This is a genomic window from Haloarchaeobius amylolyticus, from assembly GCF_042678045.1.
Classification (GTDB): Archaea; Halobacteriota; Halobacteria; order Halobacteriales; family Natrialbaceae; genus Natrinema; species Natrinema amylolyticus_A.
Genome location: NZ_JBHUDI010000005.1, coordinates 279,445 through 296,317, shown reverse-complemented (window position 1 = coordinate 296,317; position 16,873 = coordinate 279,445). Strand labels below are relative to the sequence as shown.

At 62.1% G+C, this 16,873-nt stretch carries 17 protein-coding genes; 9 read left to right on the top strand and 8 right to left on the bottom strand.

Annotation, left to right across the window (positions count from 1 at the left end):
- Positions 1-20: 20 nt before the first annotated feature.
- Complete coding sequence (locus ACFR99_RS10270) at positions 21-1,196, bottom strand: MBL fold metallo-hydrolase (protein WP_390286960.1); 1,176 nt, start codon at positions 1,194-1,196, stop codon at positions 21-23.
- 226 nt (positions 1,197-1,422) lie between these two features.
- Here ACFR99_RS10270 and ACFR99_RS10265 point away from each other — a divergent pair, with 226 nt between their 5' ends.
- The 6 genes from ACFR99_RS10265 (at position 1,423) to cydB (ACFR99_RS10240) (ending at position 8,467) form a co-directional block, all read left to right on the top strand.
- The gene (locus ACFR99_RS10265; protein ID WP_390286959.1) at positions 1,423-2,511 is read left to right on the top strand and encodes a sulfurtransferase; all 1,089 of its coding nucleotides are present in this window, start codon (positions 1,423-1,425) and stop codon (positions 2,509-2,511) included.
- Positions 2,512-3,054: 543 nt separating this feature from the next.
- The gene (locus tag ACFR99_RS10260) at positions 3,055-4,233 is read left to right on the top strand and encodes an NAD(P)/FAD-dependent oxidoreductase (RefSeq protein WP_390286957.1); all 1,179 of its coding nucleotides are present in this window, start codon (positions 3,055-3,057) and stop codon (positions 4,231-4,233) included.
- 2 nt (positions 4,234-4,235) lie between these two features.
- Positions 4,236-5,084, top strand: coding sequence for a helical membrane plugin domain-containing protein (locus tag ACFR99_RS10255; protein WP_390286955.1), 849 nt, complete (start codon positions 4,236-4,238; stop codon positions 5,082-5,084).
- A 187-nt stretch (positions 5,085-5,271) separates the two neighbouring features.
- The gene (locus ACFR99_RS10250) at positions 5,272-5,958 is read left to right on the top strand and encodes a peroxiredoxin (protein ID WP_390286953.1); all 687 of its coding nucleotides are present in this window, start codon (positions 5,272-5,274) and stop codon (positions 5,956-5,958) included.
- A gap of 102 nt (positions 5,959-6,060) precedes the next feature.
- Positions 6,061-7,461: a cytochrome ubiquinol oxidase subunit I gene (locus tag ACFR99_RS10245; RefSeq protein ID WP_390286951.1), complete on the top strand. Its 1,401-nt coding sequence runs from the start codon at positions 6,061-6,063 to the stop codon at positions 7,459-7,461.
- Positions 7,454-8,467 (top strand): cytochrome d ubiquinol oxidase subunit II, encoded by a 1,014-nt coding sequence (cydB, locus tag ACFR99_RS10240; protein WP_390286949.1) that lies wholly within the window; start codon positions 7,454-7,456, stop codon positions 8,465-8,467. Before ACFR99_RS10245 ends, cydB (ACFR99_RS10240) begins: the two co-directional genes overlap by 8 nt.
- 234 nt (positions 8,468-8,701) lie before the next feature.
- On the opposite strand, the gene ACFR99_RS10235 is transcribed toward cydB (ACFR99_RS10240), so the two are convergent.
- The 5 genes from ACFR99_RS10235 to ACFR99_RS10215 form a co-directional block, all read right to left on the bottom strand.
- Positions 8,702-8,899, bottom strand: coding sequence for a DUF8073 family membrane protein (locus ACFR99_RS10235; RefSeq protein ID WP_390286947.1), 198 nt, complete (start codon positions 8,897-8,899; stop codon positions 8,702-8,704).
- A 136-nt stretch (positions 8,900-9,035) separates the two neighbouring features.
- Complete coding sequence (locus ACFR99_RS10230; RefSeq protein ID WP_390286945.1) at positions 9,036-9,248, bottom strand: hypothetical protein; 213 nt, start codon at positions 9,246-9,248, stop codon at positions 9,036-9,038.
- Between the two features lie 124 nt (positions 9,249-9,372).
- Positions 9,373-9,690: a hypothetical protein gene (locus tag ACFR99_RS10225; protein ID WP_390286943.1), complete on the bottom strand. Its 318-nt coding sequence runs from the start codon at positions 9,688-9,690 to the stop codon at positions 9,373-9,375.
- Positions 9,690-10,691, bottom strand: coding sequence for a cytochrome d ubiquinol oxidase subunit II (gene cydB / locus ACFR99_RS10220; RefSeq protein WP_390286941.1), 1,002 nt, complete (start codon positions 10,689-10,691; stop codon positions 9,690-9,692). The genes ACFR99_RS10225 and cydB (ACFR99_RS10220) overlap by 1 nt, the downstream gene beginning before the upstream one ends.
- Complete coding sequence (locus ACFR99_RS10215; RefSeq protein WP_390286939.1) at positions 10,684-12,108, bottom strand: cytochrome ubiquinol oxidase subunit I; 1,425 nt, start codon at positions 12,106-12,108, stop codon at positions 10,684-10,686. Before ACFR99_RS10215 ends, cydB (ACFR99_RS10220) begins: the two co-directional genes overlap by 8 nt.
- A 304-nt stretch (positions 12,109-12,412) precedes the next feature.
- Here ACFR99_RS10215 and fen point away from each other — a divergent pair, with 304 nt between their 5' ends.
- Positions 12,413-13,390, top strand: a complete 978-nt coding sequence (gene fen, locus ACFR99_RS10210; protein ID WP_390286937.1) for a flap endonuclease-1 — start codon at positions 12,413-12,415, stop codon at positions 13,388-13,390.
- 336 nt (positions 13,391-13,726) lie between these two features.
- On the opposite strand, the gene mvaD is transcribed toward fen, so the two are convergent.
- Complete coding sequence (mvaD, locus tag ACFR99_RS10205) at positions 13,727-14,710, bottom strand: phosphomevalonate decarboxylase MvaD (protein ID WP_390286935.1); 984 nt, start codon at positions 14,708-14,710, stop codon at positions 13,727-13,729.
- A gap of 120 nt (positions 14,711-14,830) precedes the next feature.
- On the opposite strand from mvaD, the gene nth reads away from it, so the two are divergent.
- Together nth and ACFR99_RS10195 are read left to right on the top strand one after the other, a co-directional pair.
- Entirely contained in the window at positions 14,831-15,514 is a 684-nt protein-coding gene (gene nth / locus ACFR99_RS10200) for an endonuclease III (protein WP_390286933.1), read from the top strand.
- A gap of 181 nt (positions 15,515-15,695) precedes the next feature.
- A complete protein-coding gene (locus tag ACFR99_RS10195; protein WP_390286931.1) occupies positions 15,696-15,956 on the top strand; it encodes a hypothetical protein in 261 nt (86 codons plus the stop codon).
- Between the two features lie 116 nt (positions 15,957-16,072).
- Here the strand turns inward: ACFR99_RS10195 and ACFR99_RS10190 are convergent, their stop codons facing one another.
- The gene (locus ACFR99_RS10190) at positions 16,073-16,846 is read right to left on the bottom strand and encodes an NAD(+)/NADH kinase (protein ID WP_390286929.1); all 774 of its coding nucleotides are present in this window, start codon (positions 16,844-16,846) and stop codon (positions 16,073-16,075) included.
- Positions 16,847-16,873 lie beyond the last annotated feature (27 nt).

Sequence of the window (16,873 nt, the reverse complement as noted above, 5' to 3'; positions counted from 1 at the left end):
ATGGGACAGGGACTCGTTGCTCAGTCGTCGGCGACGGCGCTATCCGACGTAGCGGCACAGCGGTTCGGCCCGAGCTCGAGTTCGGTTTCTTCGTCTTCGTCTTCGGGTTCGTACTCGCCGGCGTTGGTCGCGATGACCTGCTCGTAGTTCGGCGGCTTCGACGGCAGGTTCTCGAACATGTGCTCGACGAAGTCGTCTTCTTCCATGCGGAGGATCTCGTTGTTCTCCCAGAGGTAGCCGACGGTCGAGAACATCGGCTGGCCAGGCGTCACGTCGATGTACTCGCCGTCGTTGGTGACCGAGAAGTGCCCCGGCAGGATCTTGACGTCGTTGGGCTCGGTCATGATGACGTTGTGGAGCGTCTCGTACTGGACGCGAGCGCCGTCGCGGGCGTCCTTGTCCGCGAACTGGAGTTCGGTGCGGCCGATGGATTCGACGAACAGCGTGTCACCGGTCAGCAGCGCCTCGTTGTCGACGAGATAGGAGGTCATTCCCGTCGTGTGGCCCGGCGTATGAACGGCCTTGATCTCGACATCGCCGAGTTCGACGACGTCGTTGGGCTCGATGGGGTCGAACTCGAACTGCGGGTCCCGGGTCTCGGCGGGTGCGCCGAGGTGGTATGGCACGCCGAGCTTGTCGGCGAGCTGTCGACCACGCGAGATGTGGTCGGCGTGGATGTGCGTGTCCAGGACGTGGGTCACTTCGAGACCGCGTTCGTTCGCGGCCTCGAGGAACTCGTCGGTGGCGCGGGTGACGTCGACGAGTGCGGCTTCGCCGGCGCGTTTCGAGCCGACGAGATAGCCCAGGCAACCCTTCGAGCGGCGCTGGAGCTGTACGATGACGACATCGTCGTTTTCCGTGGCGATCGGCACGACGTCGTAGACCATACTCCAGGCCTCCATGCCGTTCTCGACGGTCTTGACCTCGTCGACGTATCCTTCTTCCTCGAGGTAGTTCGCGAAACAGTTCGCGGAGCGACCCGTCGCACAGATCGTCACGACGGTATCATCCGCGTCGAGAGCGTCTTCGTCGAACTCGCCGACGAGCTCGTCGTCACTCCCGGAGTACTCGACGTTCTCGGCACCAGCAATATGCCAGTCCGCGAAACTCTCGGGCGATCTGGTATCGAAGAGGACGAAGTCCTCGTCGGCGTCGATCATATCTCGCAACGCTTCAGCCGTGATTGTCTCGACCATCGTCACTGTATTGTATATAGAGCCCACGTAAAACGGTTTGAGCGGGGAGAATAATTTCCCTCAAATATCGGGGATATGAGCGAATTGCGGAGGTACCCCACATAATTTCCGCAACTTTGCCCGAAACTAGGGGCGTATACACCGGGACCGGACCCAAAGCTGACACTACAGACAAATATACCAATAGCGTCTTTACGCGCAAGCCGCTACTGATATTGTAGGGACAATGCAAACCTCAGATATCGAGGAGGCGCTGATGGATCTCCCGCCGAGCTCGAAATTCATTTATAAGACACTGTCACGGGAGGGGTCGATGACGCTCAAACAGATCACGGAGGAGACGCTTCTCTGCTCGCGGACAGCCCGGTACGGACTCACGCAACTCGAGGACGAAAACCTGATCGAGGCCGCACCGGCACTTCACGACGGGCGACAGACCTGTTACAGTATTAGCCACCGGTCGATCGGAAACGACCGCACTGGCTATCCCGAGCAAGTCCTCGTTGAGCCGGACAGTGCCCACAAGCGGCTCGAAGCGTTCAAAACGGACGATCCCGACCTTCGACTGGTCGAGATTTCGACCGAGTACGAGGAGGGCCACGTCCCGGGCGCTATCAAACTCGATCCACGGGCTGACTTCCTCGATGCCGGCACGCGGACGATTCCTAGCGCCGACCGGCTCGAGAAGATTCTGGGTGAGCGTGGGATTACGCCCGACAGCACGGTCGTCCTCTACAGCAACGGCTACAACGAGTTTGCGGCGTTCGTCTACTGGACGCTCAAGTACTACCGTCATCGGGACGTCCGGTTGCTCAACGGGGGCAAATACTACTGGACCGAGAACAACTATCCGACGACGAAGACGACACCGACGGTCACTCCCGTCGAGTACGAGACGCAGCCGCCGAACGACCACATCCGCGCGTACCGACAGGACGTCCAGAGCGCGCTCTCGGAGGACGTCTCCATCATCGACGTCCGGTCGCCCGAGGAGTACTGTGGCGAGGCCGACGCACCCGCGCGTGCAAGCGGACACATTCCTCGAACGGTAAATATCGAGTGGGAGAGCGTTGTCCGAGAGTGTGGCCGATTCGAGCACCAGCAGGTCCTCGAGCGACCGTTTGCCGAGGCTGGAATTACCGAAGACGACGAGATCCTCGTCTACTGTAACGTCGGCGAACGCTCGGCCCTGGTCTGGTTTGCGCTCTCGGAACTGCTCGGCTATCCGAACGTCGCAAACTACGATGGCTCGTGGTCCGAGTGGGGGAACCTCGTCGATGTCCCGGTCGAAACCTGCGATTCGAGCGACCTGTAACCGCTGTCCTGCCATTCATCCGTCAGCCGCTATACTCGAGTGTCTCCACCGCCAGCCACTGCAGACATGATCGCACGACGGGTCCCCGAGGTGCCCTGTTGCCGTCGTTAGTATCGATTGACGCACAACACGGCCTGCGGTTCCGGAGAGGATTGTAGCTAACGGCCATGACCGACCCTGTGCAATTCCTGGCGGCGGCCGGAGAGCGAGTCGTCGTGTTCGCAGCGAGCGATCGCCGCCGTATCGCCGTGCTTCGCCCGTCTGTGAGCGTGTTGACCGCATTCCAGTCCGTTTTCGATGGGTCATCGATGGCATCGACGAAACCAAGCAATAATTACGGGTTGTGAACCGAGTGTCTCACGACGGATCGCTCGAGCCGGCACGCCGTTGGCCGCTATCCAGCGCGACAGTCGAAAGCCGACCGGCGTGTGACTGGCACTTCCCAGCAATTTTTTCTGGAACTCTCAGTATGGGAGAATATTCCCAACTATTATTTCAGGTACCTCAGCATTCAGGTAGTATACGTCTAAAGGCTAGGTGTCTATGGACCATATAGTCGTGCTTGGTGCTGGCGTCGGCGGCACGATGACCGCCAACATGCTTCGCCGTCGATTGGACCGCTCCGACGCGGAGATCAGCATCGTGGACAAGAGTACAGAACACGCCTACCAACCCTCGTTCTATCTGCTCCCGTTCGAGTATATGGAGCCCGAAGATCAATTCCGTGATATCCGTGGGCTCCTCCGTGACGGCATCGAGTTCGTGCACTCCGCCGTAACAGGTGTCGATCCCGACGCGAAGACCGTCGCACTCGAGGACGGTGAACTGTCGTACGACTACCTCGTCGTCGCGCTGGGCCACCGACTTGCACCCGAGACGACGCCCGGCATGCTCGAGGGCTGGGAGGAGACCGACTCCGTCTACCCGTTCTATCACTTCGATGCCGCGATGGAGCTGCGAGACGCGCTCAAGGACTTCGACGGCGGCACCTTCGTCGTCTCGGTCCCCGATACGTCGATCAAGTGCGGCGGCGCGCCGCTGAAGATGACGATGCTCGCGGAAGATTACTTCCGGCGACAGGGCATCCGCGACGACGTCGATGTCGTCATGACAAAGGGCAGCGACGCCGTCTTCGGCGTCTCGCCCTACCGCGAGAAACTCGAGGAAATCTGGGCCGACCGCGATATCGAGGCCAAACTGAACTTCACGGTCGACGAGATCGACCACGAAGCACAGGTCATCCACTCCGAAGAGGGAGACACACAGGAGTACGACCTCTATGCGCCTGTGCCGCCGCAGTACGGGCAGCCGGCGCTCACCGACAACTCGCCGCTGACTGAAGCCGACAAGGAAAACGACGGCGAATACGTCGCCGTCGACGAACATACTCTCCAGCACGTCGAGTACGAAGACGTCTTCGCACTCGGTGATGGCTGTAGCACACCGAACGCCAAGACGGCCGCCGCGGCACGCAAGCAGGCCCACGTCGTCCTCGACAACCTCACCGCCCATATGGAGGACAAACGGCAGACGGCGACGTACAAGGGCTACGCTGCCTGTCCGCTGCTGACGAAGAAGGGCAAGGCCATGGTCGCCGAGTTCGATTACGAGGAGAGCATCTCCGCACCCGTCGAGAGCCGGATGAACTGGATCATGGACGTCAACATCCTGCCCAGTTTCTACTGGGACTCCTGGCTGCGCGGCTACGACCCACTCCCATAACGATGGCGAGCAACGAACGAACCCTCGACGCTGACAGTGCGATCACCGACGAAACCGAACTGGCACGCGCGATCGAGGAAAACGAAGCGGAGCTCGCGGAACTGCTCCGGCTGCTCACGGTCGCGGAGGAACTCGCGGCGGACCTGACCCCGGAACTCCGCGAGACCGTCCGTGAGAACCGCGAACCCATCCGCGAGCTTCGGATGGCCTTCGAGCGTGAGGAGACGCTGGTGCTCTTACAGAAGGTCGGCGAAGAATCGGACACGCTCATCGAACTGCTGGACATCCTCGCGGTCTCGAAAGAGCTGTCCGACGACCTCGTTCCGGAACTGCAGGTCGCGATTCGAGAGAACCGCGAAGTCATCGAGCGCGTTCGACTCGCCCTAGAAAGCGAGGAGACGATCATCCTCCTCGAGAAACTCGGCGACAACGCCGACACGCTCGCGGAGCTGCTCGAGTTGCTCGATGCGACCTACGATCTGGCGATGGATCTGACCCCGGAACTGCGGGACGTTGCCCAGGATAACCGGAACGTGATCCGCGATCTTCGGATGGCCGCGGCGGGCTTTGCGGACGCCCACGAGGATGCCGACGTCGACATGTACGAACTCGGTCGGAACGCGGGCAACATGGTCGCCCTTGTCGAGACCATGGGTGATCCGCAGTTCACCTCCGCCATCGACGCTACGATCGAAGGGTTCACACAGGACGACCCCGAGCCAGTCGGACTGATCGGGCTCACCAAGGCGCTGTTCGACGCCGACGTCCGGCGTGCGCTCGGGCGACTCCTCGCGGCGGCGCGTGCACTCGGCAGTGCCTCGCTCGAGGAGTCAGACGAGCGAAACCAATAGCAGACACCACTGAACCACCGTTTTTGCGGTTCCGAACGACGATACGCCGTTCCAGCACCGCCGCTACGTCGTCTCGATCGAACTACCGGAAAATATGTTCAGTACCAGCTAGTACACTTCTCGAAATAGAAAATATAGTTGGTAGAATACGAGTTTAATAGGTGGGTTCCCAAGATGAAGATGGAGAATGACGCAACCATCCGCTTCATCGGACGAACCGACTGCAACGCCCGGCATCGGCGATACGTTCCCCGACCTGACGGTCGAGACGAGTATGGGCGAGCTCTCACTCCCCGACGACTACGAGGGCCAGTGGCTCGTCCTGTTCAGCCATCCTGGTGACTTCACGCCGGTCTGTACCTCGGAGTTCGTCGCCTTCGAGCAACGCCGCGAGGAGTTCGAGGAACTGAACGCCGAACTGCTCGGGCTGTCGGTCGACCGCGTCCACTCGCACATCAAGTGGACCGACTGGATCGACGAGAACCTCGACGTCGACATCGGGTTCCCCATCATCGCCGACGACCAGGGATCGGTCGCCCAGCGACTCGGCATGCTCCACCCCGGTGCGGGGACGGCTACTGTACGCACCGTTTTCGTCATCGATCCCGAGGGGACGGTCCGGCTGCGTCTGACCTACCCCATGGAGATCGGCCGCAACATCGACGAGATCCTCCGCTCGCTTCGCGCGCTCCAGAAAAGCGATGCCGACGGCGTCGCCGCCCCTGCTGACTGGCCGAACAACGACACCTTCGGTGACCAGGTCCTCCTGTCGCCGCCGGGGACCGAAGCGGACGCTGCGGCGCGCAAAGCCGAGGCTGCCGACGACGAGAACCTGAACTACTACGACTGGTGGTTCGTCACGCGCGAGCAGTAACGGACACTGACACACGGACTGACACCCGCTGAACAGCACCCCTCCAGCGTCACCCCCTCCGCCGGGTGACCACCACCGAAACCGACATCACTCAATTGTACTATGATCGATCCAGTCATCGCCAGCAGACTTCAGTTTGCGGTGACGACGATAGTCCACATCATCTTCCCAGTCATGAGTATGGGGCTCGCGCCCTTTCTCATCTACTTCACGTGGAAGGAGATACGGACGGGTGAACAGGTATACGAACAGCTGCGGACCTTCTGGACGAAGATCTTCGCCATCTCCTTCGTCGTCGGCACCGTAACCGGGATCGTCCTCGAGTTCGAGTTCGGGACGAACTTCGCGGCGTTTGCGACGGCTGCTGGCGAACTCTTCGGCGGCCCACTCGCGCTCGAGGGGATGATGGCGTTCATGCTCGAGGCGACGTTTCTGGGCATCTTCGTCTTCGGGCGCGACCGGGTGGGCGACCGGCTCTACATGCTCTCGAGCGTGCTCGTCGGACTCGGGACGTGGCTCTCGGCGGTCTGGATTCTGGTCGCCAACTCGTGGATGCAGACGCCCCGTGGCTACGAGATGGCGACGAAAAACGGCCAGCCGATCGTCACGCTCGTGGACCCGATCGCGGCCTACGCCAATCCCCGATTCCCGTGGATGTTCGTCCACATGCAGAACGCGGCAGTCCTGTCGGTCGCGCTGTTTCTGACCGGCGTCGCCGCCTACTTCGTCTGGACGAACCGCGACACCGAGTTCTGGCGCACAACGATGAAAGTTGGCCTCGCCGTCCTGCTCGTCACCGCCCCGTTTCAGGCGATCCACGGCGACGCCTACGGGCGACACGTCGCAGACACGCAACCACAGAAGTTCGCCGCCATGGAGGCCCAGTACGAGACCGACTCTGGAGCCGGACTGAAGCTGATAGCGATTCCGACGAGCCTGAGCGATATCACTGATCCCCATGCTGACGACCTCTTCGTCATCGAGATTCCGTTCGTCGCATCGCTGCTCGCAAGCGGGGGCGATCCCGGGGCGACAATAACCGGGTTGGACGATATCGACGCCGAGAGTCCGCCAGTCGCCATCGTCTTCTGGGCGTTCCGGGCGATGGTCGGCCTCGGAACGTGGTTTATCCTGCTGGCGTTCTGGGGCGGCTACCGATGGTACCAGGGCACCCTGTTCGATGACGATCTGCTGGCGAAAGCGTTCATGGGATCGTCGGTACTGGGAATCTTCACCGTCGAACTGGGCTGGATCGTCACCGAGGTGGGCCGTCAGCCCTGGGTCATACAGGGCGTGATGAAGACGCATGCGGGCGTTTCGCCGTCACTGAGCGGTTCGGAAGCGCTCGCTACACTCGTCGGCTTCGTCGGGGTGTATACGGCGTTGCTCGTCCTCTACTGGTACGTCGTCATCCGACTCATCCGGACGGAGGCGCCGACCCGCCCACCCACGCCGAAGCGTGAGACGAACATCCCCGAGGAGGTCGTTCCGAGCGATGACTGACGTATCGATCGTGGCGACGCCTGCCCTCGCTAATGGACCACTCTTTGGCCTGCCGCTCGAGGAACTCTGGTTTGGGCTAGTGTTCGCCGTCTTCGGAACGTTCCTGTTTCTCGACGGGTTCGACTTCGGCGTCGGCGCGCTGTTTGCCACGCGAACGACCGACGGCGAGCGTGAGCAGTTGCTGGCTTCGATCGGCCCGTTCTGGGACGGTAACGAGGTGTGGCTGGTCGTCTTCGGCGGTATGCTGTTCGCCGTCTTTCCGTCGGTGTATGCGGCGCTGTTCAGTCGCCACTACCTGCTGATGTTCGCGATTCTGGGCGCGCTCATCGTGCGTGGACTCGCCCCCGAGATGTACGAACAGCGCCACGACGAGGACTGGCAACGCTGGTGGGGCCGCGCGTTCATCGTCGGGAGCATCGCGTCACCGTTCTTCCTCGGTGTCTTCGTCGGCAACTGGCTGTTCGGCGTCGAGGGCGTCGCCTCGATCGCTAGCCTGCTGGCTGGTCTGGCTGTCGTCGCACTGACGATCGTCGACGGTGCTGCCTTCCTCGGACTGAAAACCCGGGGCGACGTCCGACTCGAGACGCAGTCACTCGGCCATCTCGCGCAGGTCGTCTACCTCCTGTTGGCGGTCGCGACGCTGGTCGTCGGCAGTCGATCGTCACCGCACGTCGCGTTGCTGTCGGTCCCGACACTCGGACTGCTTGGACTGACGGTGCTACTCGCCGGTGTGCACGTGGTCGCCGGGTGGGCCGGCCGCTACTATCTGGCCTTTGTGGCTGTCGCGGGGCAGGTGTATGGGCTCGTCGCACTCGTGGCGACGCTGCTGTTCCCGCTGGTCGACCCAGCGACTGGACTCACGGTCGCGGATGCGATCGTATCGTCGCTGTCGCTGAACCTGATGACCATCGGTTCGTCGATCCTGTTGCCACTGGTCGCGACATACTTCATTGTCCTGTACTCGTCGTTCAGCGGCCCCGTCGAAGAGGACGAGTCCTACGTATAGGACTGCTGTCCCTTTTCAAACGAGCGCAACCGTGCCGGTCCCGGTGCGAAAGTTCTCGAATACGATGTGCGAACCGGGCGCTCACTGCATGTTTCTGAGACCTGCCCGCCGTACGGTCGTCCACATACGGTTTTGGGTGTAGCTCCGCTAACTCGAGCGGCAGCAGTGACGGAAGCGAAAACGACGCAGGCGACGGTCCCGGAGTGATCGACTCAGCGGTCACGCTGGGACCGGTCACGTCCCATGCCACTTGCGATAGAAGCCGACGCTGAACAGCAACAGGAGCACCCCGATGCCGAGGCTCCGGAAGAACGAGCCGTAATCACGGCTGAGATACAGTTGTAGCAGGCCGACGCCGACGAGTACCGCGATCACGAGGATCGACAACACGAGCATCCACGTCGCATCGTCGACCGTGTCAGTACTGTTCATGGCCGGTTCCACCCCACCAACGGTGACTGCAGGCGACAGCAGTTAGTCACAACGTGTTTACTCGAGTCGTCTGCTGGGGCGGAGTGTCTAGTTGGCATATGCAGAGTACCGAGGCCGGGGATAAGGAGCGCGGGCGTCAGTGCGTCGTCGCCTCGGGCGAGAGACCGATTCCCGCCAGCAGGAGGCCGGCGGCGACGATCAGTCCGAGGCCGAGTGCCGTGACGATATCGCCGAGTCTGAACATCCAGACGGCCGTGATGATGCTCGCGAGGACCATCGCGAGGCCGCTTACAAACAGGGAACTGTTGTACGGCTTGTGTCCATTGTGCTGTGGCATGGGGTGGCTCACATGTGGTACAACGGCCCGAACGCGCTAAAGTGGTGGCCTGCTGGAGAGTATTGTCCGCTCTAGGGGATACTTCGCGGTTCGAGGTAATAATTGCGAACGGAGGTCTCGAGTCGGACATGGGTCGTTACGGGTGGTCTCCTGTCATCTGTAGCCAGCCCTTGATCAGTGCGTTCACGTTGTAGAAGATGACGCCGACGGTGAGAAGTGACGTCGCAAGGTAGATGAGAAAGCCAACCGGGCCACCGACAGTAGTGCCGAGGAAGCTACCGGTAATTCCGACGACAGTCAGTTCGAACCACGTGATGAGTATTCGCGAACCGAGTTGCGGAGGCGACTGTTCGCGATCGGATTGGCGGTGTTCGACACCGGTGCTCTCCTCGTCATGAATCGAGTCGTCCTCGACGGTGCTCGTTCCATCGCCATCCGTCTTGTTACGATCCATCAGTACGATTCCTCCACGTCGATCGGTCCGCTGAACGCCGAGTACAGGACGCTGAAGTAGATAAAGATCAACGGCAAGAGCAGCCCTGCACCGATCGACATGAGATTGAGCGGGACCGTCGAGACGATCGCTGCGTCGACGGTCAAGCCGGTGGCAGGATCGATGGTCGGATACATCATCCCGGCAACGATACTCACGAGGCTGAAGACGAGGCCCGCAGCGGCGATGAATGCCACGTAGTACCGATCACGGCTCGTCGATACGGCGTACGCGCCGGCGAGGACGAGCGTCAGCACGACGAGTGCTATCACGAGCGGTGAGACGAGTGCCGACCGCAGATCCGGGACTGCGACGGCGATGTACCCAAGCGTCAGGACGACCAACACGAGATAGGCGCCAAGAGCGCGGTAGCCGTCTACTTGGAGATCATCACGGAGCTCGCCCCGTGTTTTCAGCCGGAGGAAGGCGACGCCGTCGACGACGGTGAGTGCGACGACGGCCAGGCCAACGACGAGGCCGGGCAGCGTAATGATGGTCGTCGCGCCAACCAACCAGTTGGCGGTGAACATGCCGAGGAAAAACGGTGCTGCAATGCTGCCAAAAATGAACGCACGGCCCCACCAGTATTGCCACCGGTCGTCCTCGCGCTGTTCGTACATTTCGGGGGCGAGCCCACGCACGATGAGCGCGCCCAGAATCGCGAACATCAGCAGGTAGTGACGGCTAAACAGGTTGGCGTAGACGGCCGGAAACGCCGCAAAGAGTGCACCACCGAAGACGACCAGCCACACCTCGTTGCCGTCCCAGAACGGGCCGATCGCGGCCAGTAACTGCTCACGTTCGTGACTGTCTGCACGAGTTGCAAACAGTAACCCGACGCCGAAGTCGAACCCATCGAGAAACAGAAACATCGCGAAGATAAAAAACACCAGCCCGAACCAGATATCTGTGAGCGGCAAGCCAAACAACGGGCCGTTTGCGAGCCAGCCGCCGTCAGTCATCGGCGCCCACCTCGTCCGTCGGCGTCTCCGGACGCTCAGCCACCGCGAGGTCAGCCGGCGCTGGCGGTCCGGTGCGGATGATTCGGGCGATGACATAGAGATACAACACGAGCAACACCAGATAGACGACGACGAAGCCGATCAGCGTCGTCGTCGCCTCGGCTCCGGTGAGGTCCGACGAGACGCCGGCGCTCGTCTTCATGACGTCTTGAATAATCCACGGCTGGCGACCGACTTCGGTGACGATCCAGCCGAGATGGACAGCGAAGATGCCAAGTGGCGTCGATGCCATCAGCGCCAGGTGCAACAGGTCGTCCTCGAGGAGCTGGCCACGAATCCAGCGGTAGCCACCCCAAACGGCCAGGAGGATGAACCAGAACCCGAGGCCGACCATCGCCCGGAACGACCAGAAGACGAGGGCAACGGGCGGCTGTGGGCCTTCGAACTCCTCGAGGCCGCGGATCGTCGCCTGTGGATCGCCACCGCTGGCGAGCCACGATGCGCCGCCTGGGATCCCGATGCCGAAGATGTCCTTCGCCCGGGGATCGAGGAGGTCTTGCATACTCGTGGGAAATGCAATGATGTACTCGGGGACGTACGACTCGGTCTCCCAGATGGCTTCCATCGCGGCGAACTTCTGTGGCTGCGTTTCGAACACGTGTCGTGCATAGAGGTCGCCGTGGAGGACCTGTAGTGGCGCAGTGATGATGAGGGCAATGAGCCCGAATTTGAGTGTCGTCTCCCAGAAGTCGATGTTCTCGATCGGGTAGCCCCAGATGTGGTGGCGGAACACGAAGTACGCACCCAGCCCCGCCAGAACGAGCGCCACGGATTCGACGGCGGCGTTTTGCATGTGGACGTACATCCAGATGAATCGCGGATTCAGGTACGCAGCGAGCGGATCGACGAGTATGACCACCTGCTGGCCGTTTTCGGAGACCAGTTCGTACCCCCGTGGCGTCTGCATCCAGGAGTTCGCAACTAAGATCCAGACGGCAGAGAGCCAGGTGCCGATGCCGACTGCGACCGCTGAGATCATATAGAGGACGTTCCCGACGCGCTGGCGGCCGAAGACGAAGATACCCAGGAACGTCGCCTCGAGCATGAACGCCATCATCCCCTCGAGCGCGAGCGGTCCGCCGAAGAGGTCGCCCGCGGCCGTCGAAAACACCGCGAAGTTCGTCCCGAACTCGAACTCAAGGACGATCCCCGTAACGGTGCCCACGACAAAGGAGATGGCAAAGATCTTCGTCCAGAACCGCCGAAGTTGCTCGTAGATTGGCTTGCCAGTGCGGATATCCTTCCAGGTAAAATAGATGAGAAAGGGCGCGAGGCCCATACTCATCACGGGGAAGATGATGTGGACTATCGTCGTCACGGCGAACTGTAACCGGCTTGCAGCAACGGGGTCAAGCATGACTGGAGCGTGGGGATGGCAGCCCGGATCTAGCTTCGGTGTAGGTATCCCAGAAAGAGTGTTCGGATTTATGTGATATAGCTGTCATTCTTGGCAGAGAATTAGGACTGAGTAGGCTTATATCTCTCCCAGCACTCGTCACGAGTGATCTGTTTTGTCAGCCGGTGCGACGACAGCCAGTCATAACTCCGGTCGGTCGACCGACGGAACGGCCAGTCGCCGGTCTACAGGTCGGGAATCGCCGCGAAGACGAACTACATCGGAAGCCAACGATTGAAATCCCAGTCGTCCCAAGTATCCTGCAATGGGAAACGCTGCACTTCGGGATATCGCCGTCATCGAGGAGATCCCGTTCGCCGACATCGAGGGCGTCGTCGCCGTCGACGCGCACAACTGGCTCTATCGGTATCTGACGACGACGGTCAAGTGGACCGACAGCGAGACGTACACGACCGCCGATGGCACCGAAGTCGCCAACCTCGTCGGCATCGTCCAGGGCCTCCCCAAGTTCTTCGAGAACGACGTGACGCCAGTGATGGTCTTCGACGGCGGCCCTTCCGAACTCAAAGACGACGAGATCGAATCCCGCCGCGAGCAACGCCGCAGCTACGAGGCGCAACTCGAGACCGCCCGTGAGGAAGGCGACGCGGTCGCTATCGCGCAACTCGAGTCCCGAACCCAGCGGCTGACGCCGACGATCCAGGAGACCAGCCGCGAACTGCTCCGACTGCTGGACGTGCCGATCGTCGAAGCACCCGCGGAGGGGGAAGCCCAGGCCGCCCACATGGCCACCCGCGGCGACGCCGACTACGTCGGCTCGGAGGACTACGATGCCTTGCTCTTTGGCGCACCGCTGACGCTCCGACAACTCACGAGCAAGGGCAACCCCGAACTGATGGATCTCGAGGCTACGCTCGACCACCACGACCTCACGCTCGAGCAGTTGATCGACGCGGCGATCCTCATCGGGACGGACTTCAACGAGGGCGTCTCCGGGATCGGCCCCAAGACGGCGCTCTCCGAAATCGCCGACCACGGCGACCTCTGGAGCGTGCTCGAGGCTCGCGGCGACCACATCGAGCACGCCGACCGCGTCAGACAGCTGTTTCGCGATCCGAACGTGACCGACGACTACGAGTTCGAGACGACGCTCGAGCCGGATCTGGCGGCGGCCCGCGAGTACGTCACCGACGAGTGGGAGATCCACGACGACGAAGTAGCACGCGGGTTCGAGCGCATCGAGGAGAGCGTCACCCAGACCGGGCTGGATCGCTGGACGTAATCGGGGTTGCGTGTTCGCTCGAGTGATGTGACTGGCTTCGAAAGAGAGTGCGACACTCAAAACTGATGGCCGGGAGCGGGGTCAGCCGCAACACGCGGCTGACCCCGCAACTCGGGGGAAGGCAGGCGGCTACCCAGTCTGACCGCGAGCGAACCCATGCGCGGCGCGTAGCGCCGCGCGTAGTCGAGCGGCCGACGGCCGTGAGACAGGGTGAGCGAGCGGGCCGACGACCGACCCGTAGGGGAGGAAAGAGTGCTTTTGATCAACCGTTTACCGAGGGACGCCGCGCTGTGTGGCAACGCCACCAGCGCGGCAGACTGCAGCGTAAAAGGTTGGTTAGAAGAGATGCTGGTCGTCGTCCAGCAGTTTGGCAGGGCCTCCGACGTCCCAGATGGTCGTGGAGACGCCACAGTCGGCGACCGCTTCCTCGACTCGCTCGGCGTACTCCTCGGTGGTGTTGACGTAGACGCTGGCGCCGGTGTCGGTCGAGAAGTAGACGGGGATGTCCTCTTCCTCGCGGAGTTCACGAACCGTGTTGAAGATCGCGAGGGTCGCGGGCTGCCAGTAGACCCAGCCCGAGGGACCGGTCATCGTGGTCGCGGCCAGCGACAGCGAATCCTGTTCGGCGAGTTCGAACGTCCGCTCGAAGTCGTTGTTCCGCAAGGCATCGCGCATCTCGGCGATCTGTTCGTGGATGTGGGCGTTGCGCGCCTGGAACATGTGGCTGTCGGCGGCCTCGCGGTGGGCGTCTTCGGTCTCCTTGTGGTAGGGGACGAGTCCGACGACGATCTTCAGATTTTCGTGGAGGTCGGACGGAATCCGCTCGGAGTGACAATCCTCGTCGTTGAGCCCGGTGTAGAGTTGGGAGAACGCGCCGGTGACCGCTCGAGCGGACGACGCCGAGCCGACGCGGGCGATCGTCGAGACCTCCTGGCGCGAGGCGTCGAGGTCGGCTGCTTCGGCAAGTGCCATCGCGGCGGCCGCAAAGCCCGAGGAAGACGAGCCCAGCCCGACGTTCGAGGGGAAGCTGTTCTCGCTCTCGAGACGAACGGGGTACACGGTGTGGGCGGCGTCGGATTTCGAGCGGGCCTTCTCGACGACGGCCTCGACGCGTTCGTACGCGCGGCCGTCGAGTTCCTCGCCGTCGACGATGAAGGTGTCCTCGTCGTAGTCCATCGAGAACTCGACGGTCGTCCGCGTGTGGCTTGGGGCCGTACAGACGCTGATGCTGTCGTGATACGGGAACCGCTTGATGTCGTCGCGCATCCCGTGATACTTGACCAGCCCCTGAATGGGGTGGGCCATGGCCGTGGCTTTCATACCCTGATAGGTGGCTGAGGGCCGCTTAAAGCTCACGGCATTCGGCTACCGCCCGACCATCGCCGTGTCGGTCGACATCGAACCCGAACGCTGAAACGAACCGGCTTCTACCACACCGCTATGGGCACCCCACGCGAGACACGGCAGGCACAGGCTGAGGAGGTCGTCAATCGACTCGAGGCCGAGTATCCGGACTCGACGATTTCACTGCGGTACTCGGATCGTCTCGAGTTGCTGATCGCGGTGATCCTCTCGGCGCAGTGTACCGACGAGCGGGTGAACACGGAGACGAAACACCTCTTCGAGAAGTACGACGGGCCCGCGGACTACGCGAACGCCGACCAGGAGGAACTCGCCGAGGACCTGAACTCGATCACCTACTACAATAACAAGGCCAAGTACATTCGTAGCGCCTGCGAGACGATCCTCGAGGAGCACGACGGCGAGGTTCCGGACACGATGGACGAACTGACCGAGCTGTCGGGTGTCGGGCGGAAGACGGCGAACGTCGTCCTCCAGCACGGCCACGACGTCGTCGAGGGGATCGTCGTCGACACGCACGTCCAACGGCTCTCACAGCGGCTCGGATTGACCGAGGAGGAACGGCCCGAGCGGATCGAGGAGGAGCTGATGGAAATCGTTCCCGAGGGGTACTGGCAGCAGTTCACCCACCTCTGTATCGACCACGGGCGGGCGGTCTGTACGGCTCGGAACCCCGACTGTGATGATTGCGTGCTGGCGGATGTCTGTCCGTCGGAGAAAGGCGACAGCGGGATCGACCTCGCGTCCGGCGAGCCGTGGTAATTGGTCGATTCGAGACGTACTGATACGGTCTAGTGTAACGATTTCCCGGCGCACCCGCACGGGTCGCGGGTGCGCCGGAACTGACTGACAGTCGTCCGTATGAGCCGATATCCACCGGTCACCGACCTTGGCAAGCCCAACGCCTTTTCACAAACCGCCGGTATCCACGTCCGGGATCACGATGTCCGACGACACCGACGAGCGTGAGAACACCGGCAAAGAGGAACACGGACGGGACGTCCAGCTCGAGCACGAGCAGACCGACCCCGAGGCGGCTCGAGACGAAGACGAACTGACCGAGGAAGAACAGGAAGCGCGCGAGCGACAGGACGAGGAGCAGCGCCGACAGGACATCGAACACAAGTCTGACGACCGGGAAGACGACGCGCTCGAGCAGGAGAATCCGGATGCCCACCGGGACGAAGAACCGTACAACAGCTGAGCCGTCCGATCACCGTGTTTTCACGTGAGACAGTCATACGGTCTACTGTCCCGCTGTCCCGGCGCACCCACAGGACGGGTCGCGGGTGCGCCGGCACCCACTGACAGGAGTCCGTATCAGGCCTTCGGCACGACCAGTGTCGGGAGCGTGTCGGTAACGGAGACGGTGACTCGAGCGTCCATCGGCACCACCCCGATCGATCGATCGTCGACGACGAGACAGACATCGCTATCGTTTCGCTCGACGGTAAACGCGAGGCCATCGTCGGGGAGGACCCACTGACGGGTCTGGGTGACGAACGGGCCGATCGGGGCGACTGCGACCGCGTCGATGGCTGCCGAGAGCTGTGGGGCGTCGACAGCGCTGGCGTAGCCGTGGCTGCCGGCGGGCGTCGCCGCGACGACGCCGTCAGCGCGAAACGTTGCGACGTGCTGGCCGCGACTGTCGACGCCGTATTCGGAGATGCGCGCCGGCTCGTCGGTGACGAGCGTGACGTCGAACAGCGCACGATCGCGGACGACGGTGTCGTTCGACTCGAGGGCGGCCTCCAGTACCGGCCGCGGACGACGAACGGCGTCGCCCGCGAGGACGGCTTCGAGCGCGTCGAGGAGTCGGTCGGGAGCGACCGAGTCGATGCCCGATACTGGGCCAACCGGGAGCACGGGAGCCTCGACGCCAGTCCGTGCGAGTGCTGTTAGTGTCGTTTCGCTGGCCGCGACTAGCACCGACGGCTCTGCCTCGAGCACGGTGTCGACCTCGTCGCTGACGATCGTCACGTCGGTGTCGGCCGACTCGAGGCGAGTACCGATCTCGATGGCGTCGGTCGCGTCCGCTTGGCCATCGATGACACCGACGACGGGCTCTTCGCCGGCGCTCCACGCGGCATCCATGGTCGTCAGTTCACACGGCCCAATGAA